An 18,777-nucleotide genomic window follows, 5' to 3' on the forward strand; every position below is an offset into this window, starting at 1 on the left:
CCAAAAAGCGAGACTTGATTTAATTGAAAAAGCAGTAACTTCCGCAACCTGCGCTAAGCGGTTGTTAAATTAATTTGAATATGAAAAAGATAGCTATTGGAGTTTTGGCTTTGGTATTTGCAGTGGTTAGTGATTGCGCCGCTCAAAACCCGGTTATTGATGTTTTTCCAAAGGGTACCATTTTGCATGGCAATATCCCCTATAACCATGACAGCCTTTCAAAACACCTGTTGGATATTTACCTGCCTGCCAACGCCGGTAAAAAACTTCCTTTGGTTATATTTATTCATGGCGGTGGTTGGCTCGGCAATAACAAATATGCAGATATAGGTTACATGAAGAAAACGGTATATGAGATGGTTGCTGCGGGGTATGCTGTGGCATCTATCGATTATCGGTTTAGCACGCAGGCCGTTTTCCCCGCGCAGATACAAGATTGCAACAGGGCGGTTTCGTTCCTTTATGAAAACGCCGGCAAGTATGGCTTAAACAGGGAACGGTTTGCGGTGATGGGCTTTTCAGCAGGCGGGCATTTGGCTTCTATGTTAGGCCTGGCTAAAAACAATAACGTAGAAGCTTTCTTTATCCCTGGCACTTCAAAAACCTTCGATATTAAAGCAGTAGTTGATTTTTATGGTCCTGCCGAATTGTTGTTATTCCCGGGAGCCAATGACGCGAAATCGCCGGAGGGGCTTTTAATTGGCGCGGCTCCGCTTGCCCGGCCAGATTTGGCTAAGGCTGCCAGCCCGGTTACTTATGTGGATAAAAATGACCCTCCGTTTTTGATCATTCATGGAGAAAAAGACGACTTGGTATCACCACGGCAATCGCAATTATTAAGCGCGTGGTTGGGTTTAGCAGGCGTTAAAAACGAACTGATAATTGTAAAGGGTGCGCCGCATTTTGGTGATATGTTTGATGTAGATGAAGTGAGAAACAAGGTTATGAACTTTCTGAAAAAACAATTGGAGTGATAAATCGGTAAAATGGTAGATTACGCCGTAATCTTCAAGGCTTGTCAAACTCATTAGAGTAAGTAAAGGTTTTGTTTGATTTTCCAGGAAGATTTCCACGTAGTCTTTCCCCTACTGGCGCGAGTATGCAGCGTAGGGAAAAGCGTGGCGTACTCGTGCCTCTCTTCCCTGGCCCAAATTACATTACCACCGGATCAACTAATTTACGTCGAATAAAGCGGGCAGACTATAATAGTTGCGGGCACTGCTATATAAATAGTCTTCAGGCTTTTCTACTATACCAGCTTCAACGGGGTTGTTGTGAATATAATCCAGCTTTTGATGTAATATTTTATCGTCGAACAGTTCGATGGGGTGGTTACCCTGTTGCCACAACCGGAAGCTGATACTCTGGCTGTTCTTTTTGCCGGCCCGCTCCATCATCCATAATAGCCACTCGCGGCGGCTTTACTGCGGATGCTCTTTGATAGCCTGTTTTAACGCTATCGAAGTATGCTTTTTCATGTCGCGCATAATATCTTCCCGCTTATCGCCATACGTGCCTACGATCATATGCACATGGCTTGTCATAATACACCAGCCATAAATTTCCAGCCCTTTATGGGCGCGGCAAGGCTGTTCTGCCCGAGAGCCTGTCCCAATGAGGCGTTTCCGCCCGCAATTGACCGCAGGAAGGCAACGGACGTTGCACCATATCCTGCAACGGTTAAAGGCTGTACAGGGGAGGTTGTATTGCCAATACCGATACCTATGTTGCCCGTAGGGGGCCAGGGATATGTGTTTTGGGCATTGGCACCTGCAAATGAGAGCAGGGCGGCGAGGGAGAGGATGAGTCTTTTCATTAGGATGGGGTTATCATGTAAATATTTAGGCAAGGAACACTTTTCAGGGCATTCAGGTATTTCAAATCAAGAAGGATTACCGTGTATTATCCAGTAGGAATCATGCCCGGAAACAGTTTACCTCTAACGGGGAAGAATGGCATTGTTTCGCAAACTAATCTATAAAAAGGAGGGCCTGGAGTACTGACTGGCTTCATAAAATATGGGATAAGGTGGTTAGGTTTGTTATTATTTTTTAAATATAGAAATCAAATATTATAGTCCAAGTAATATCTGAAATTATATTATGGCAAAAAAACACTTTAGCGTTAGCTTATCGTTTCGTGCTTCTAAAACTAAATGGGTATTTTCGATACGTTTTAAACGTGGCGCTTTTAAACCTATATAAGGCTTGCAACGGTCGATGTAAAAACCCGGCGGTCAACTATCCACGTTACCATGTTCAAAAAAAATAAAGATCTCACTCCTGCTATTTACTTAGTTCTGTTTGATATAGAACCTTACCGGAGGCGTTTATGGCTTTAACGTTTATTTTTTTATTATTTACAGCAAAGTACATAAAACCATGGTCGGATGCCTGGAAACGGCTATAAGATACCCCGCTGCTTACATCTGTTAGTTCGGAACCGGCACCGGAGATGAATTGATGCGTAAACCCTTCGGGTTTTAAGTGCTGCAACGAATGATCGTGCCCGGATAGGTAAACATCAACCTTATGCGCCTCTAAAACCGGGGCAAGCTTTTCCCTTACGGTTAATGTATCATAATTTTTTATACGCGGGCCAACCGTGTAATATGGATGGTGACCTACTACAATTTTCCATTTCACATCGGCGGAGGCGCTTTCAAGCGTTTGGTTTATCCATTTCATTTGCTCGGCCACCTGCTCTTTCCTGTTATCGTGCAGCATAGGGTCGGTATCTATCATCAGCATTAAAACCTTATCGCCGGCTTTGCCCAGTGCAAATTCTTTGGAATAATATAGCGCGGGCATGTTCCACCTGCGGCTCACTTTGCTGTAACGCACCTGTGCTTCGGGTTCCGAGCCATAATCATGATTACCCAAAACAGGGTACCAATCGCATTGCAAAGAATGAGCAGTGTAAATATTTTCGAACGAATAATGCCACAGTGGGTCCATTTCGCTCACCACACCTCTCGGATAAAAGTTATCACCAACGGACACCACAAAGTTGTTAGGATTGTTTGCGGCCCATAGTCCCATTTGTTTGGCAACCTCCTGCTGATCGTATTCGCCGTTACGGCCCCAATCGCCAATGGCTATAAAATGCACATCAAATTCATCCTTTATTACGGATGCAGACAAGTCATCACTTTCCAGGTGGGTTACCTTTTCGCCGGCCGCTAAGGTGGCAACGGGGTTGATAAACGATGCGCCCAGGGTGGTAAGCGCGGTGTTTCGGATAAAATTTCTGCGTTTCATGACGAATTAATTGGGGGCTATTTTTAATGGCTTACGGTAATACTTATTTATAATAAAAGCCCGGCTTTATTGTAAGGACTAAAATAATTATTTGGCAGGTTTAAACAAGGGGTTTAATCTAAAGTACTCACCACCTGCGAAAGCAATGGTGTAATCAGATCTGAAGTGCTCGCTTTTTTTATAATAATCTGTAGAGATAATTTGCGCACCTGATAGCATGGCAGCATCAAAACTGCTTTTATCGTTGGCACGGGCTTCCTGGGTATCACTATCGGCACGTGTACGGATGATATAGCCTTTTTTAACCAGCGCAGTAATTTGTGGCATTTGCTTTTTAGCATTATTCATTACATAAATAGCAGCCTCCGGCGTGCCGGGTTCCGAGTTGGTAAAAAGTACCCGGCCCTTAAGCGAGGGATGGCCCTTAATGTATTCGCCCAGTTTGGGCGCTGTTTCGTCCAGCAGGAAAATAAATTTGCCTTTTGCCTGCTTCAGCAAAGGCCAGTTTTGATGCAATACAGCCTCTTCAAGCGTATTGTATTTGCCTCTTATTTTATCCGGCGTAATTACACGCTCCAAGCCAAGGTTATCGGCAATTTCCTTATCAAGCTTATCGTAAATTGATGAGGTGAATTTATCCGGCACGGTGAAGCCGGGCCTTTTCATTACTTCATCCTTCGCGTTCATGGTAATAAAAATGGGCTTATGGTCCGGGTGCGCTTCCGACCATTTTTTTAGTTCCTGCAGGCAACCCTTAAACGTAGGGCAATTGCTCCTGAAATCGATATCCTGGATGTGGAAGACCTTAAAGCCGGGTTGTTTCATCACACCATCGGCATCATATGCCGGTTGGCCGGATGCCCAATCCAATCCTTTTGGATGCGCGTACTTCCCTCCCGCTGTATCCGCATAAACATCTATCTCCAGATCTAATAACCCTAAGTTAAGCTGATCTGTGAGGCTGATATGGCTGTAGTCAATCTTGCTCATTGCAGCCGAATCTGCACGCTGCAGCATTTTGAACAGTTTTGGATCGATGGCCCTTTTATAACTGTTGTGCGAACCGATAACCTGTATATGATTAATAGGTACATTATCGCCGGGGTTATTTGAACCGGATAATGCTAAAAGCCCTATAGCTAATAAACCGAGTGTGAATTTCATGGCGGATAAAATTAAAACAGCCGGTTCGTTTTGAACCGGCTGTTGGTAATGTGTTTATTAATAACCCGGGTTTTGAACCAGGTTAGGGTTAAGTTTTATCTCCTGTGCAGGTATAGGGTACAACCTGCGGTTAACGTCCTTATTCATGGTAAGTACGTCGTTCGGCAGCGGGTACTCCACTTCAAACTGTCCAAAGCGGATCAGGTCGTTACGGCGCCATCCTTCCCATGAAAACTCGCGGGCGCGCTCGTCCAGTAAACCCGGCAGATCGATACCGGCAACAGCAGGAGCACCTGCACGGGCGCGGATCTTGTTAACCAAAACATCCGGTGTTTGCAATTCGCCGTTAACAGTGGTAGCTGCTGCTCCGCGCAAAATTGCTTCTGCTTTCATCATCATTACATCGGCTAAACGAAAAACAGGCACATCGTTACCATTTAAACGGGTAGCTTGTATGATAGTTGGATCGGGATAATATTTCATAGACCGCACACCTTCCGACTGGCTGGTAATGGTGTTGCCAAGGTCCATAGGCTTGCCCGGTACCAGGGTTAACTTTGGTTCAATGTAGATCTGGGTGGTGGTACCCGGGTAGTAAACCGGTTGCGTTGTAAAACCGCCGTTGCCATCAGGTGCAAACTGCGGGCCGGCCAGCCATGTTTTGGTACGCACATCATTAGGCAGGTTAAACCTGTTGTAAAACTCGGGCGTGGTGCTCATGGCAATACTTAAACCTACGTTAAAACCGTAAGCATTAACCAGGTAGTAAAAGAAACCAAAACGGGTAAACTGGTTGCCAGGTATTTGCTGATCGTAAGGGATAGCAAATATAGTTTCGCTTACACCCGGGCCGTTAGTAGGTAAAAATATATCGCGGTATTTAGCGTCAAGGCTATAGTTGGTGTTCTTTAAAACGCTATCGGCCATGGCAACAGCCTCGGTGTATTTGGCTGTGCCGGTGTACACCTGTGCGTTCAGGTACATTTTCTCCAGCAGGGCAAATACCATCCCCTTTGTTGGCCGGCCATAGTATAAGGTATTATTGGCACTGTTGTTTGTTTTTTGTGGAAGCAATTGCACCACGCTCTTCAGTTCGCTTTCAATATATTCGTAAGCTTTTGCACGACTTTGTGTAGCCGGCTGCGTAGCTACCGGAAACTCGGTAATAAGCGGGATGTTACCGTAAAGGTCCATCATAAAGTAGTTGTACAGCGCACGCATGGCCCTTACCTCGGCAATAGTAGCTGCCTTTTTTGCTTCAGATGATGGCGAAGCATTCACCAGGCTGATGATACGGTTACAGGTATTAACACCACCAAAACCCCATTGCCAAATGGTAATAACGTTGGGGTGATCGAAGGTCCAGGTGTGGTAATGCAGCTGGCGGTACTGGCCACCATCATCAAAGTTACCATCGCGGGCGGGTAAAATAGCCTCATCTGTAGATAGCTCCTGCATACGCCAGTAAGGCACCGCGTAGTTAGAAGATAAGTTAGAATAAATGGTACCCAATAACGCGTTATAATCGGCATCGGTAACCGGGAAGTTTGATTTAACGTACTGCGATTCTACCGGCACATCTAACTTTGTGCAGGAGTAGGCGCCGGCAAGTACTGCAATGCTGGCACATAATATAAATATCTTTTTCATCTGTATTTATTGATATGGATGTTTAAAATGAAGCGGTTACACCAACACTAAATGTGCGGGTTTTAGGATAAAAATCTTTGTTATCAATACCCGGAGTTAAGCCACCGATATTGATCTCAGGATCTACACCGCGGTATTTGGTGATCACAAAAATGTTATTGCCCGATAGGTACAGGCGGATGTTTTTGATAGCCTTTACATTGGGGCGGATGGTGTAACCCAGCGTAGCGTTATCCAAACGCAGGTAAGAGCCACTCTCCAGGAAACGATCCGAGATCAGGTATCCGTTGATATCTTTAAAAGATTCACCTAAAGTAAACCTCGGGATATTCTGGAATTTAGAATCGGCAGGGTTGTTTAAACCTGCGAGGGTTGCGTTCAATATTTGGTTGCCGTAAACGCCGCGCACCAGGAAGTTGAAGTCGAAGCTTTTATAATTGAAGCTATTACTCCATCCGTACACCAGCTTCGGTTGTGCGCTGCCGGTAATACGCTGATCAGTAGTAAGCGGCTGCGCAGCAGTTGTACTGCCATCGGCTTTTTGATAAGTGCTTACTCCGTTTTCGTTTTTACCTAAGTAATGCCACAGGTAATAGGTGCCAATGGCATAACCCGGCTGTATTACCTGGCTGTAGTTACCCGACTGGCCTTTACCGCCTAATTGAGCTGATAGGATATTTGGTACCGCAAACTGGGTATTTGATAAACTCTCTACCACGTTTTTATTATGCGATACGTTGAACGATGTGCGCCAGGTAAAAGCTTGTGATTTTACCGGGATAGCGTTTATAACAACCTCGATACCGCTGTTTTTTATTTTACCAACGTTAGCTGTTAACAACGGGAAGAAGTATTGCGTGGTAGACACCTGGTAAGTGTAGATCAGATCGGATGTTTTTTTGATGTAGTAGTCTACCGAACCTGTGATACGGTTATTTAATAAACCAAAATCTAAACCGATGTTGGTAGTGGCAGTGCTTTCCCATTTCAAATCGGGGTTATCATTACGTACGGGGCCAATTGGGTTGGTAATTACACCATTATTTAAGAATTTACCACCACCCGGAGGGATACCGTAGATCAACTGCGCGGTAAAGGCATCAAAACCTAGACTGTTACCAGATACACCATAACCTGCGCGCAACTTCAGATCGCTTATTACAGGCAGTTTCTCCATGAATTTTTCGCTGATGATCCTCCAGCCTACAGAAACTGCCGGGAAGTAACCATGGCGCTGGTTGATACCAAAGGCCGACGAACCATCTTCTCTTAACGATGCCTGCAACAGGTACTTATCGTTGTACTGGTATTGCACACGCCCGTAGTAAGATATTAGCCTAAGTGTAGAGATATAGTTAGGATCGAACTTGATCTGCGCCAGGTTGCTTGGGTTAGAAAGGAACAGGTTGTTAAACGTTAAATTATCGTTAGAGAAACCCTGGGTTTGTACGCCAAAGCCATCGTTAGTACGATCTTGCTGGTAGGAGTAACCACCCAATAATTTAACTGAATGCAAGCCAAACTCTCTGTCGTAATTTAAGTAGGCTTCTACCACATCACTTGTGTTTTTGTAAGCAGTGCGGTTAGCAACACCACCTAAACCTACGGCCAGGCCCGATTTGCTGTTGTAGTAAGTATTTACGTTGTTCTGGTCTTTCTGGGTAGAACCGTTCAAGGTGAATTTTAATCCTTTTAATATATCTACCGATGCAAAACCATTTATAAGGGTTTTATTATTGTCGGTTTTGATAAAGTTGTTATCAATTAACGATAGCGGGTTTAAGGTACCACTGCCGGTACGCTGATAGTTTTCTTTGTAACTGCCATCGGGGTTAAAAGGGCTCACCGTTGGCAGGTAAAATAATATGCCCGGTAATACCTGACTTTGAACAATATCATCGCTTTTTGTTGCGCTGTTGGTGAGTGTTATACCCAGTTTAAGCCTGTCGTTAAAAAAACGCTGATTAATATAACCTTTAAAAATAGTACGCTCCAGGTTGGTGTTCTTTAGTATACCATCGTTTTTAAAGTAGTTAACACTGGCACCGTATTCGCCGCTATTACCTGCTCCGCTGTAGGATAGGTTATGATTTTGCGAATAACTTGTTTTTTGCGCAAGTTTTTGCCAATTGGTGTTAGAACCATCATCGTCTAACGGTTTTGCTAACGGTACCACACCATTATCTGCAAGGTATTTGCGCAATTCGTCGGCGGTTAACACATCAATACTTTTTGATACTTTCTCCGTTGCGCCATATGCGCTGTAGGTAAGCCTGGTTTGGCCGGCTCTTGCTTTACGTGTGGTTACAATAATTACCCCGTTTGCAGCACGCGAACCGTAAATAGCGGTTGAAGATGCGTCTTTTAAAACGTCGATGCTTTCGATATCAGCAGGCGCAAGCAGGTCTATCGAAGCACCGGGCACACCATCAATTACATAAAACGGCTGCTGCGCAGCGCCTTCACGTAAAGTAGATGGGCCACGCAGTATTGTAGCGGGTTGTTTATTGGGGTCGCCGCTTTTGGTAATGTTTAAGCCGGCAACCTTGCCTTGCAGTAACTCGGCTGGCGTGGTTAAAACACCCGCGTTAAATTCTTCCGCTTTTACTGATGTTATGGCGCCTGTTACATCTTTTTTGCTGGATGTACCGTAACCAATCACAACAACATCCTTTAACTGCCTTGCATCGGGCAATAAGGTAACGTTAAGGGTGTTATCCGCGCCAACTTTTACCTCTTTTGGCAGGTAACCAATGTAGCTGAATTTTAAAGTAACAATATTGCCCGATACAGTTAGGGCGTAGTTGCCGTTCACATCAGTCATTACACCGGTGCTGGAACCTGCTACTACTACAGAAACGCCGGGAAGCGGCTGGTTTTTTTCGTCGGCAACGTTGCCTTTTACGATGCGGGCGGTTTGCGATAGTGCCGGCGATGCGCTAAATATAATAGCGCAAAGCAACAGTATCCATTGCCTCGAATGATAGCTTGTACCATTAATAAAGCGCTGGTAAATTTGTTTCATAAATAATTTGATTAATGGGGATGTAGATTATTTTAAATTAAATGCAAAGTAAAACATGCTTTATTATCAAAATATCAACTGCTGATTAGCATATTGATAACATTTGCAATTCGCGATGTGTTAAAACTCAAATAATCCACACTGGCTTAACACTCCGTTAATAAAAATTAAAGATGTATACAGCGCACGCCCTTCGCATTTTAAAGTAACATTTTGATAAGAATCAGTTTACATGAATTTTGTAGCATTGCCGGCTAATATATATCAGCATTTCTAATAACTCCCCATCTATATCATGTATAAAAACGTCCTTAAAAACACATCTGTTAACCTTTTCAGTATAATACTTGTCGCCATTCTCTTTATCAATAGCGCGGTGTCGGCACAATCTACCGGTAAAAACCCATGGGCTATTAAAGATGTTGGTACACTGCCACCAATCAGTAGCTTGACTAAAGGCTTTTGGCTGAAAGGCGAGCTTCACATACACTCCAGCCACAGTAAAGAATCTTCCAATAATTCCGTTGCCAAGATCCTCGCGTTCTCACAATCTGTTGGGATGGATTTTATTTGTATTACCGATCATGATAACCATGTAGATGGCGATGTGGCCCACAACACCTGGACGGACCCGGAATTCAAATCTGATTCTGTATTGTTACTATACGGTGCCGAGTGGACCACCACCCGCGGGCACGGCAATGTATTTTCCGCAAAACCTTATAACCACCAGCTGCTTTACAACGTGCGCGACCAGCGCGACACGGTAATAGGAAGGATAAAAAGACAACTTGGCATTCACCTATCCGCCAATCACCCCAGCGGGAAAGACAATTTTGGGTATTCTTACGACCTGGTTAACTCTATAGAAGTATGGAACTCCGTAGTTTGGAGTAAAAATGCCAACGCCATAATGATCTGGGACGATATGCTATCCTCGGGCCGCAAGCTTACCGGCAGAGGCGGAAGCGACGCCCATCACGGAACCCCGGATTCGCCCGACAAAGCAACGGCCAATAGTGGCCAGCGAAACGCCAATTACGTGGGCACCCCAACAACCTGGGTTTTTGCTAAAGAGCGCAGCTCGCAGGCCGTGATAGACGCGCTTACAAACGGCAGGGTTTCCATCAGCTCTAACCCGTATGCCCCACGCGTTGAATTTTATGCCGACCTTAACCAGGATGGCACTATGGATATGATGATGGGCGATAACGCTAAGGCCACCGGCAAGCCGGTTAAGTTTCGCGTTCAGCTTACCGGGGAGCACATACCGGAGGGTAAGTTTACCATAACGGTAATTAAGGATGGCAGCAAATTCGGCACGTTTGAAGCCGAAGGAAAAATGCCGATGATAGATTTTACAGATACTCCCAAGATGCTCGGCCGAAGTTATTACAGAGTAATCGTAGAAGGCCCGGGCACGCCCTACCCCCAGGTTCCGGGAGCGATGACCGTAAACGGCAACATGGTGGGTTTATCAAATCCTATCTGCTTCAATTTCGATCCGAATTTTTAAAGGTTAAAGCGTAAAAATCTATCTTATCTATAAATTTAAAAATGGTGCTGTAAGCTACCAGGGCCGCCGCTGTGTGCTTCGGTAATGAATACCGGATAAGGTATATCAGTCCTTTTAAAAAAGATAAGCCCGATGATACACCGGGCTTATCTTTAATGCAATTAATCGTTATTTCGCATCTACCTCGCCCGAGTATTTATTGCCAAACCTATCGGTTACTTCCACTTTTACCTTATTTACCGATGGGGCGAAATGAGTTACAAACAGGTGGTCGGTTTGTGTGGGTTCAACAAAATGCCTGCCCGCAGGTAATTGGTCGCCCTTGTAGAGGGTTACCGCCAGCGGGTCGTAACCAATCTCTTTTGGCAACACGCCCATCGGCTTATCATCCAGCAGGTATTCTACCTTCCATTCGGGGTCATAGTTCCAAACATTGGCTATCAGGCGCATCTGGTTGGTTAGCTTCTCCACGTACAAACTAAGCTGGTTTTCTATAGGCAGGCCTGTCGATTTATAATACCATTTCAGCTTCGCTCCGTTAACTTCATACACGGCGTAGCCGCGCGGGGTACCGTCACCGCAGATGGGGCCAGTCCACCAGCCGCCGCAAACGGTGCCGTGGTTATGCTCGAAAACGCCGTTGCTGAGGTTGTTGGCATTATAATGCGTATGGCCCGACATGATGTGCACATTTTTAAACCCTGCCAGCAAAGCGTAAAAATCCTTATTGTTCTTCACCTGGTTATAAACGGGGATGTGCAGGTTGATGATGAGCAGCTGACCTTTATCCACATATTGCAGGTCGTTCTCCAGCCACGCCAGCTGGTCTTCGGTGATGTAGCCATCGTACTCGCGTTCTGTACCCAGGTAACGTACATCGTCCAGTACCACATAGTGTGCCTTGCCGCGGTTAAACGAGTAATATGTAGGCCCGTAAACTTTTTTAAAGGTAGCATCAGATGTTTCATCGCCGCCCATGCGGTAATCCATATCATGATTGCCCAGCGCCTGGAAGAATGGGATGCCCATCTGCGCCACAGCTGCGTTGTAATCGGGGAACAGATCGTGGTTATCCCATACAATATCACCCACGCAAATGCCATGTACCAGCGCATCTTTGCCGAGTGATTTAATGGTTTCGATGGTATCGGGCACCGATGTATCCATCATTTGCTTTACATCCTTTTTGTTCTTCACCTGCGGATCTGCCCAAATGATGAAATGGTGCTTATCATCGTTTCGCTTCAATGGTTGCAGCTTAAAATCGAAGGTGTTTTTATCGCCGATGTTTTCGTAATGGCGGGCAACGTTGTAATCCGCTTTAAACTCGTAGCCCGAAGGTGTACTCATGAATATGCTGGTCGCCTTAGCGTTTGGCGTAAGCGAATAGTTCCCTTTGGCATCGGTTAATACTACCGAGAAACCATCAGATACCGCCACGTTTTTTATGCCTTTTTTTCCGTCGGTCACTTTCCCTTTTACCGGGCCGTTTCCGCCTGTTGTAAAAGCATGTGCCTTAAGCGCGATGAAGGCGCTGCCGGTTATAACACCAATGCTTTGTATAAATTTTCTTCTGTCCATTTGTTTTTCAAAGAAAAGCAAGCCGGTTTTCGCCGGCTTGCTAATGTTTTAATTTTGTACTGATGTAAAGCCCGTTCCTGTTTCAATAGTGCTTAACGGCGATGTTAAGGTTAGCGGGATACTTGTTACCGTGCGCCCGGATATCCATCTGCCGGTAACGGCATCGTAAACGCCGCCCAGCGCACTAAAGTTGCCGGTAGCAGGTAATGTTAGTTTAGATTTGTTGGTACCGCCGCCGTAAAATGCCTGGTTTTGGCGGGTTACGGGGTTAATGGTGCTGTAATAATCGGTATTGGTAATTCGGTAGCCTATCTCCGGAGGGCCGGCAGCATAAACGGTACCGTTACCGCCGTACATAATGATATCCAATGGCACCGTGGTGGCATCTACCGTAGTACCGGCAAATACAGATATACCTGCCACGTTACCGCTGTTGGCCAGCAGATTTGCTGTGGCGGTACCAAAACCGGCACCGTTTACGGTAGAGTATTGCGTGCTGCTGATCCAGTTGGCTGCGCTGATATCGGTTGAGCCCAGGCCCCAGATGTTTTTATTGCCGCCCACATAAAAGAACTTCCCTTTTTTTACAGTGCCCGATGTGAGGTTTATTTTATAGCTGCGTGCCCCGCCAACGGCCCAGCCGGTTGCCGGGGCCGGGTTAGTACCCGCGTTATTACAGGTTACGATGGCAAAGTTGGTCACCGCGAAGTCGATATCGCGCGTAGCCATTAACTGAATGTACTCCTGGTTGGCATCGCCGCCGGTTGGGTCGGTAAGGTAACCAGTAATAATAACCGGCGATGGTTTGATCACCGCCAACGCGAACATATCATCGATGGTACGCGGCCATACCTGTATAGTGGTATCGGCGGCGGTGATGTTTGCAAAAGGGATCCCCGTAAAATTAGCGCTGAAAGGCAAAGACGCGGTCGAAAAATTTGCTGTAGCTTCGGTATGGAGCGTTACCCTGCCAAAACCATCGTTAATAGTTTTATCGCCGGCATAGGTTTCGCCGGCCTGTGGCTCGGGTTCGGTAATAGCCGAGCTAATGGTTACCAGGGTACTTTCGTAAACATCCGGCGAAGCAATAATACGACCGGATGGTACCGCTTGTACTGTAATAGCTTTGTTTGATGCCACTTTGGTGATTGCTGCGTCGGTAAGCCCTTTTAGGCGCATGCTGCCGTTTATTTTGCTGAGCGTAGCGCCGGTTATCTGTACCATTACCGAATCGCCGGGAACGTAATTTGACGCCGCAGCACCAACATCAATGGCAATACCGCGGATAGCATTGCGACGGTTATTTTGCACCACCAGTATGCCCGCCGGGCTGTTGCCGCTTGCTGCGTTGGAAATTACCACGCCTACTATCTCTTTTGCACCGCTCATGTTATCGGTAGTAAGGGTTACGTCGGCACCTTTGTATAGCGCCTTCATATCAACTACAGCTATAATGGGGCTAAGTGTGCCTTCGGCATAATCGTGTTTTTTACAGCCGGCTACGGCTATAATGCCGAGTGCTGCCAGGTATAAATATATCTTTTTCATCGTTTGTATCTTTCTGAAGGTTTGGTACAATTATGGTTTTTGCCACCACACATTGGTGTTTATTTCGTCTGCCCCCTGCGCGGCTACTGCCGCGGTATAATTGGTGGGGTTGGCGCTTTGCACGTACACCGGGTAGGTTAATCTTGCGGGCATAATGCCGTTGTTGCGCAACCCGTTGCCCTTTGGTAAAACAGGGTGCCCGGTGCGGCGATACTCAAACCACTGCTCAAAATCGGTCCAGAACATGGAGTAGTATTTTTGCAGGTGAATCTGTTCCATCTTATCATCCAGGCTGCCTGCTTCGTTCCAGGCTATATCGCCGGTGGCTAAGTAGGTATCTATCGGGGTGGCAAATGTGGGGATCCAAAAGGTAATGCCGCTTTGTACGCCTGCTTTGTAATATGCCTCTGCCGAACCTGCTATCCAGCCTTTTGCAGCCGCCTCTGCCAAAATAAACTGCAGCTCGCTGTAATTCATGATGTTGCCCATCAGCGGGTCGTTCATCAGCGTGGTGGTTGATGTGGTAGAGAGAAAGTACGATTTATGGTCCACCCCTTCGCCCGGTGCGTAACCGCTTGGCGCACCTACATAACCGCCCTGGTAAGTAGCTATCGACCAGCGATTGGCAGTCAACCTTGGGTCGGCCCAGCGGTTAAGGTTATTGATGAAAAACTCTGCAATGCTGGGTTGTCGCCAGTCCTGTTCGCGCACGCCGCCAATAAAGGGCGAGGTTAACGCGCCAACACCGTTCCAGCGCAGTACGGCAGCATCATCATTGCTCGCCATCAGCGGGTATAGGGTTGGGTTGGTATCTACAATGTCTTTTATCTTGGCAATTACATTTGCACTTGCTTCTGCCTTGCCCGATACACGGAGCAATAAACGCAGGTACAAAGTATTGCCGAATTTGCGCCATTTGGAAGCGTTGCCATTGTAAATTGGGTCGCTGCCGCCGTTTACGTTGGCCGCGCCGTTCAGCAAAGTATCTGCCTGCTCCAGCTTTTTAAAAATATCCAGGTAAATATCTTTCTGCTTATCAAAAACCGGGGTAAAGTTGCCGTCCTTACCTTTATTCGAATCAAAGTATGGCACATCGCCGTAGGTATCCGTTAGCATGGAGTAGATCCACGACTGGCAGATGAGCGAGATGCCCATGTATGTTTTGTTGTAGGTAAGCGGCTGGCTGGCAATATTGTAGATATCCTTAAAGTTGGTAAGCTGCGTGTACCAGCCGTTCCAGGTATAATCTGCCCAGGTGCGTTTTACATCGTAGCGAAAAACTTTGCCTTCCGAATCGCCAGGGTCTACCGTTACCTGCATCAGTTCGTTATTAAAGTTGCGGGCACGCAGCATGTTTATGCTTACGGTATTTACCAGCGCCGGTGCAAGCAGTTGCTGCGGCAGGGCGTTTGGCGTGCCGTTAGGGTCGGTATTCAGGTCGACAAAGCCCTTTTTACACCCTGCCATGGTAATGGCAAGCAGTATAATTAAGGGTATGAGTTGATATATATTCCTTTTCATGATTGATAGTATTAAAGGCCAATAATGATGTTAAAGCCAAATGTGCGGGTAGATGGGAATTGTGCTATCTCGAAGCCTTGCACAATATCGCTGCCTGATAGCGTTCCAAATTCCGGATCGAAAACCGGCCAGTTGCTCCAGATAACCAGGTCGCGACCGTAAACGCCTACCGATGCACGTTGCAGGCCCAGTCTTTTAGTAAAGGCGGGATTCAAAGTGTAATCGAACCTCGCTTCGCGGAATTTGATAAAATTGGTAGAGAAGGTGTTGCCCTCGGCGTTATCAATACCGTAGTGCGAGCGGTAGTACCCATCAATATCAGATGCAATTACATCGTTAGGGCGGTAAGTGCCATCGGGGTTGCGGATAACACCCTTACCAATGATGCCGTTGTAACGGCCCGGTAAAGTAAGCGTGGTTTTACCCTGCTCGGCAAGTTTGTAGTTGGAGAGCGAATAAGCCACGCCGCCCACCTGCGCATCAAACAATACGTTGAGGTGGAACCGCCTGAATTTAAAATCGTGCCCCATGCTGGCTTTATACTTTGGCATGGTATTGCCCAGGTACACCAGGTTGTCTGATAGCTTTGCGAAACCGGTAGCCGCGTCGTAAACGATCTGCCCATCTGGCGAGCGCAGGTAGCCGCGGCCATACATATCGCCCATGCTACCGCCAACACGTGCTACAATTTGCCCGCCGCCTGTTGGGCCGGTGCGCAATACTACCGAACTATCGGCAAGTTCCTTAATAGTGTTTTTGTTGGAGGTAAAAGTACCGTTGATGGTCCATTCAAAACCGCCCCGCTGGCGGATAGGTGTGCCGTTGATGGCCAATTCCAGGCCGCGGTTACTTACCTTACCTACGTTGATAACCGCCTGGCTAAAGCCCGACGACTGATCTACCGTACGATTCAGGATCTGGTTTTTGGTGTTACCTGTGTACAAGGCGAGATCGAACCCTAAACGATTGCCGAAGAAACGCATCTCGGTACCTATCTCAATGGTAGTGGTACGCAGCGGTTTCAGATCGGGGTTGGCCAAAGTACGCGGATTTTGCAAGCCACCGTTATAGGTGCCGCCTGCTGTTACGTAATTAAATGTAGTTTGATAGGGTGTTGTGGTACCGCTGCCCACGCCCGCAAGCGATGCACGGAATTTCATATAATCAATCCCCTGCGGTAATTTAAATGCCTCCGATGCAAGGAAGCTTAAACTTGCCGATGGGTAAAAGAAGCCTACCTGGTCGGTACGGTTGGCGGTAGCCAGCGTGCTCACCCAGTCCTGGCGGGCAGTCATATCCAGGTATAAATAATCTTTAAAGCTGGTAGATACCAGGCCGTAAAAACTATTGATAGCATAAGTAGAGCGGAATGGCGACGTAACCAGCGGACCAGCATTGTTGGCCAGCGAATACACGCCCGGGTAAACCAGCGAATCGGCACGTACCTCATCGCGGTTGTAGGTATTGCGCAGCATGCTACCACCTGCCGTGGCGGTAACGTTAAAATCTTTGCTCACCTTTTTGTTATACCTCAACAGGAAATCGCCGCCGGCTTCCTGCGAGTAGATATTTTGGGTACGGTAACTTCCTTTTGGGAACTTGCTACCGGCATCGTAAGGGCGCTGCTGTGAGCGCTGCTCGTAACCCATGTCCATCGTTGCGCGTAATTGCAGGCTAAGCGCTTTGGTGATGCTATAAGCAGCCTGTACATTGCCCGTAACCGAGTTGCGGCTCGATTTGTTGATGAACTCGTACGATACCGCGTAAGGGTTCTCGGGGAAGGAACTGAAAGGATAAAATATCGCCTTATCGGTTTGCCCGTTTTTCCAATAGTTTTTCAGCGAGTTTAAATCTGCATTGGGCTGCCAAAAGATGAACCAATACATCAGCGACTGGTTACCATATCCCGCGCCGGGCAGGTTATCGCTGTGCTTGTTATTATAGTTGACGTTTGAGCTGATCGTAAGCTTATCATTAATTTTTGAATTGACAGATAACGACAAGCTGTTGCGCCCGTAACCCGTATTGGGGGTGATCCATTTATTGGTAACATTGGTTGCCGAAAAGCGTGCGGAAGTTTTATCGGTACCGCCATCAATGCTTACGGAATTAGTTTTGGTTACTCCCGTTTGGAAAAAATCGCGGATCTGGTTTTTGTAGGGCACCCATGGTGTGCGGGTTTTACCTTGCGCCTGTGTTGTGGGATCTAACTGGTAAAAGCTCTGCCCGTCAAACTTAGGGCCGTATGCCGAACTTGTTGCGCTGGTACTTGCCCCATCGGGCCCTGTTCCAAACGAGTAGTAGTTACTTCCCGCAGTTCCCTGCCCGTACTCATATTGCAGATCGGGCCAGCGGTTAACTTCCTCCATAGAGGTATTAGAGTTAAAAGTAATACCCAAACCGCTATGTTTTGCACCCGATTTGGTGGTGATTATGATAGCTCCGTTTGCACCACGCTGCCCGTAAAGCGCAGCGGCGCCGGGGCCTTTCAGCACGGTTACATTCTCAATATCATTGGGGTTCAAGTCGTTAAGGTTGCTGCCATAATCGGCGGGCATAATGTCGCTGCTTACGCCGTAAGCCGTTTCGCCTGCATTGGCCGTACGCCTGCCGCTACCCTGGTTTATCACCACACCATCAACCACAATTAAGGCTTCGTTATCGCCGGTGAGGTTGTTCTCGCCGCGTAAAATAATTTTGTTGGAACCTGCGGGGCCGCTGTTAGAGCGGATAAGGTTTAAGCCCGCCACCTTGCCCGAAAGCGCGTCCGTCCAGTTGCCTGAGATAGCGTTGGTGAGCTGCTCGCCTTTTACCGACGTTGCCGCATAACCTAATGCCTTTTCCTCGCGTTTGATTCCCAGCGCGGTTACCACTACCTCGGTAAGGGCGGCAGATGATGGTTTCAGGGCGATGTTTAGGTTGGTAGTAGCATTCGCGCGAACACTAACATCGGCTTTCTTTACCGTTTCAAACGAGATAAAGCTTACCTCTACGCTGTAAGTACCCGCATCTACGCTCAACGAAAAACTACCATCGGTAACCGCCACGGCCGATACGCCTGCCGCCGGTACCCTGATGGATGCACCCGGCAAGGGCTCGCCTTTTTCGTCAACTATCCTGCCTTCTATCTTGCCTTTTCCCTGGCTGCGTGTAACAATCAGAATACTGTTATCGCCAGCCTGGCGAAAGGTGAAGTTTGTGCCCTTTAAAAGCAGTTCCAAAGTTTCCTGTACGGTACGCTCGGCTTTGCTCAGCCTTACGGTACGTTTATCATTTAACGTGCTGTTGTTGTAACTGATAGACAGCCCGCTCAATTTCTCAAGCTGCTGAAATGCATCTTTAAGCGCGATGCCATCGGCACCAAAATTAACTTTCTTATTTATTGCCGTTTGTGCGCTGGCCGTTGTTGTGCCTAAAAAAGGCATCAGCAATAGCGCCAGTATGGTTATTAGCCATAACTTTTTCATATATTTACTTAATTTATACTTGTTTATCGTGAGTTTAAATTCATA

At 46.8% G+C, this 18,777-nt stretch carries 13 protein-coding genes; 2 read left to right on the forward strand and 11 right to left on the reverse strand.

What is annotated here, in order from left to right:
* The first annotated feature begins 80 nt into the window (after positions 1–80).
* Positions 81–974 carry an alpha/beta hydrolase gene (locus tag IDJ77_RS16525; RefSeq protein WP_191190076.1) on the forward strand — a complete coding sequence of 298 codons (894 nt, stop codon included), beginning with the start codon at positions 81–83 and terminating at the stop codon, positions 972–974.
* Positions 975–1,172: 198 nt separating this feature from the next.
* Here IDJ77_RS16525 and IDJ77_RS16530 read toward each other — a convergent pair whose 3' ends face one another.
* The 7 genes from IDJ77_RS16530 to IDJ77_RS16555 form a co-directional block, all read right to left on the reverse strand.
* A complete protein-coding gene (locus IDJ77_RS16530) occupies positions 1,173–1,397 on the reverse strand; it encodes a hypothetical protein (protein ID WP_191190077.1) in 225 nt (74 codons plus the stop codon).
* Positions 1,398–1,421: 24 nt separating this feature from the next.
* Positions 1,422–1,544, reverse strand: coding sequence for a hypothetical protein (locus tag IDJ77_RS27860; protein WP_262892801.1), 123 nt, complete (start codon positions 1,542–1,544; stop codon positions 1,422–1,424).
* A complete protein-coding gene (locus IDJ77_RS16535) occupies positions 1,541–1,816 on the reverse strand; it encodes a hypothetical protein (protein WP_191190078.1) in 276 nt (91 codons plus the stop codon). Before IDJ77_RS16535 ends, IDJ77_RS27860 begins: the two co-directional genes overlap by 4 nt.
* 469 nt (positions 1,817–2,285) lie before the next feature.
* Entirely contained in the window at positions 2,286–3,260 is a 975-nt protein-coding gene (locus tag IDJ77_RS16540) for a purple acid phosphatase family protein (protein WP_191190079.1), read from the reverse strand.
* Between the two features lie 87 nt (positions 3,261–3,347).
* A complete protein-coding gene (locus IDJ77_RS16545; RefSeq protein ID WP_191190080.1) occupies positions 3,348–4,424 on the reverse strand; it encodes a phosphatidylinositol-specific phospholipase C1-like protein in 1,077 nt (358 codons plus the stop codon).
* A gap of 57 nt (positions 4,425–4,481) precedes the next feature.
* Positions 4,482–6,074 carry a RagB/SusD family nutrient uptake outer membrane protein gene (locus IDJ77_RS16550; protein ID WP_191190081.1) on the reverse strand — a complete coding sequence of 531 codons (1,593 nt, stop codon included), beginning with the start codon at positions 6,072–6,074 and terminating at the stop codon, positions 4,482–4,484.
* Positions 6,075–6,096: 22 nt separating this feature from the next.
* The gene (locus IDJ77_RS16555) at positions 6,097–9,099 is read right to left on the reverse strand and encodes a SusC/RagA family TonB-linked outer membrane protein (RefSeq protein WP_191190082.1); all 3,003 of its coding nucleotides are present in this window, start codon (positions 9,097–9,099) and stop codon (positions 6,097–6,099) included.
* A gap of 295 nt (positions 9,100–9,394) precedes the next feature.
* Between IDJ77_RS16555 and IDJ77_RS16560 the strand changes: the two genes are divergently transcribed.
* A complete protein-coding gene (locus tag IDJ77_RS16560) occupies positions 9,395–10,615 on the forward strand; it encodes a CehA/McbA family metallohydrolase (RefSeq protein WP_191190083.1) in 1,221 nt (406 codons plus the stop codon).
* A 168-nt stretch (positions 10,616–10,783) separates the two neighbouring features.
* On the opposite strand, the gene IDJ77_RS16565 is transcribed toward IDJ77_RS16560, so the two are convergent.
* The 4 genes from IDJ77_RS16565 to IDJ77_RS16580 are packed head-to-tail and all read right to left on the reverse strand — an operon-like array spanning position 10,784 to position 18,732.
* On the reverse strand, positions 10,784–12,196 hold the full coding sequence (locus IDJ77_RS16565; RefSeq protein WP_191190084.1) for a calcineurin-like phosphoesterase C-terminal domain-containing protein: 1,413 nt from the start codon (positions 12,194–12,196) through the stop codon (positions 10,784–10,786).
* Between the two features lie 48 nt (positions 12,197–12,244).
* Entirely contained in the window at positions 12,245–13,744 is a 1,500-nt protein-coding gene (locus IDJ77_RS16570) for a DUF5689 domain-containing protein (protein ID WP_191190085.1), read from the reverse strand.
* Positions 13,745–13,774: 30 nt separating this feature from the next.
* Complete coding sequence (locus tag IDJ77_RS16575; protein WP_191190086.1) at positions 13,775–15,265, reverse strand: SusD/RagB family nutrient-binding outer membrane lipoprotein; 1,491 nt, start codon at positions 15,263–15,265, stop codon at positions 13,775–13,777.
* A gap of 11 nt (positions 15,266–15,276) precedes the next feature.
* Positions 15,277–18,732: a SusC/RagA family TonB-linked outer membrane protein gene (locus IDJ77_RS16580; protein ID WP_224751129.1), complete on the reverse strand. Its 3,456-nt coding sequence runs from the start codon at positions 18,730–18,732 to the stop codon at positions 15,277–15,279.
* Between the last annotated feature and the right edge of the window lie 45 nt (positions 18,733–18,777).

Source organism: Mucilaginibacter pankratovii (assembly GCF_014773265.1).
Taxonomy (GTDB): domain Bacteria; phylum Bacteroidota; class Bacteroidia; order Sphingobacteriales; family Sphingobacteriaceae; genus Mucilaginibacter; species Mucilaginibacter pankratovii.

What these genes read in the sequence shown, in the direction of transcription:
- IDJ77_RS16550 (WP_191190081.1), bottom strand. Translation starts at nt 6,074, where the DNA reads ATGAAAAAGATATTTATATTATGTGCCAGCATTGCAGTACTTGCCGGC.
- IDJ77_RS16560 (WP_191190083.1), top strand. Translation starts at nt 9,395, where the DNA reads ATGTATAAAAACGTCCTTAAAAACACATCTGTTAACCTTTTCAGTATA.
- IDJ77_RS16580 (WP_224751129.1), bottom strand. Translation starts at nt 18,732, where the DNA reads ATGAAAAAGTTATGGCTAATAACCATACTGGCGCTATTGCTGATGCCT.
- IDJ77_RS16525 (WP_191190076.1), top strand. Translation starts at nt 81, where the DNA reads ATGAAAAAGATAGCTATTGGAGTTTTGGCTTTGGTATTTGCAGTGGTT.
- IDJ77_RS16575 (WP_191190086.1), bottom strand. Translation starts at nt 15,265, where the DNA reads ATGAAAAGGAATATATATCAACTCATACCCTTAATTATACTGCTTGCC.
- IDJ77_RS16540 (WP_191190079.1), bottom strand. Translation starts at nt 3,260, where the DNA reads ATGAAACGCAGAAATTTTATCCGAAACACCGCGCTTACCACCCTGGGC.
- IDJ77_RS16555 (WP_191190082.1), bottom strand. Translation starts at nt 9,099, where the DNA reads ATGAAACAAATTTACCAGCGCTTTATTAATGGTACAAGCTATCATTCG.
- IDJ77_RS16565 (WP_191190084.1), bottom strand. Translation starts at nt 12,196, where the DNA reads ATGGACAGAAGAAAATTTATACAAAGCATTGGTGTTATAACCGGCAGC.
- IDJ77_RS16570 (WP_191190085.1), bottom strand. Translation starts at nt 13,744, where the DNA reads ATGAAAAAGATATATTTATACCTGGCAGCACTCGGCATTATAGCCGTA.
- IDJ77_RS16530 (WP_191190077.1), bottom strand. Translation starts at nt 1,397, where the DNA reads ATGATGGAGCGGGCCGGCAAAAAGAACAGCCAGAGTATCAGCTTCCGG.
- IDJ77_RS16535 (WP_191190078.1), bottom strand. Translation starts at nt 1,816, where the DNA reads ATGAAAAGACTCATCCTCTCCCTCGCCGCCCTGCTCTCATTTGCAGGT.
- IDJ77_RS27860 (WP_262892801.1), bottom strand. Translation starts at nt 1,544, where the DNA reads ATGACAAGCCATGTGCATATGATCGTAGGCACGTATGGCGATAAGCGG.
- IDJ77_RS16545 (WP_191190080.1), bottom strand. Translation starts at nt 4,424, where the DNA reads ATGAAATTCACACTCGGTTTATTAGCTATAGGGCTTTTAGCATTATCC.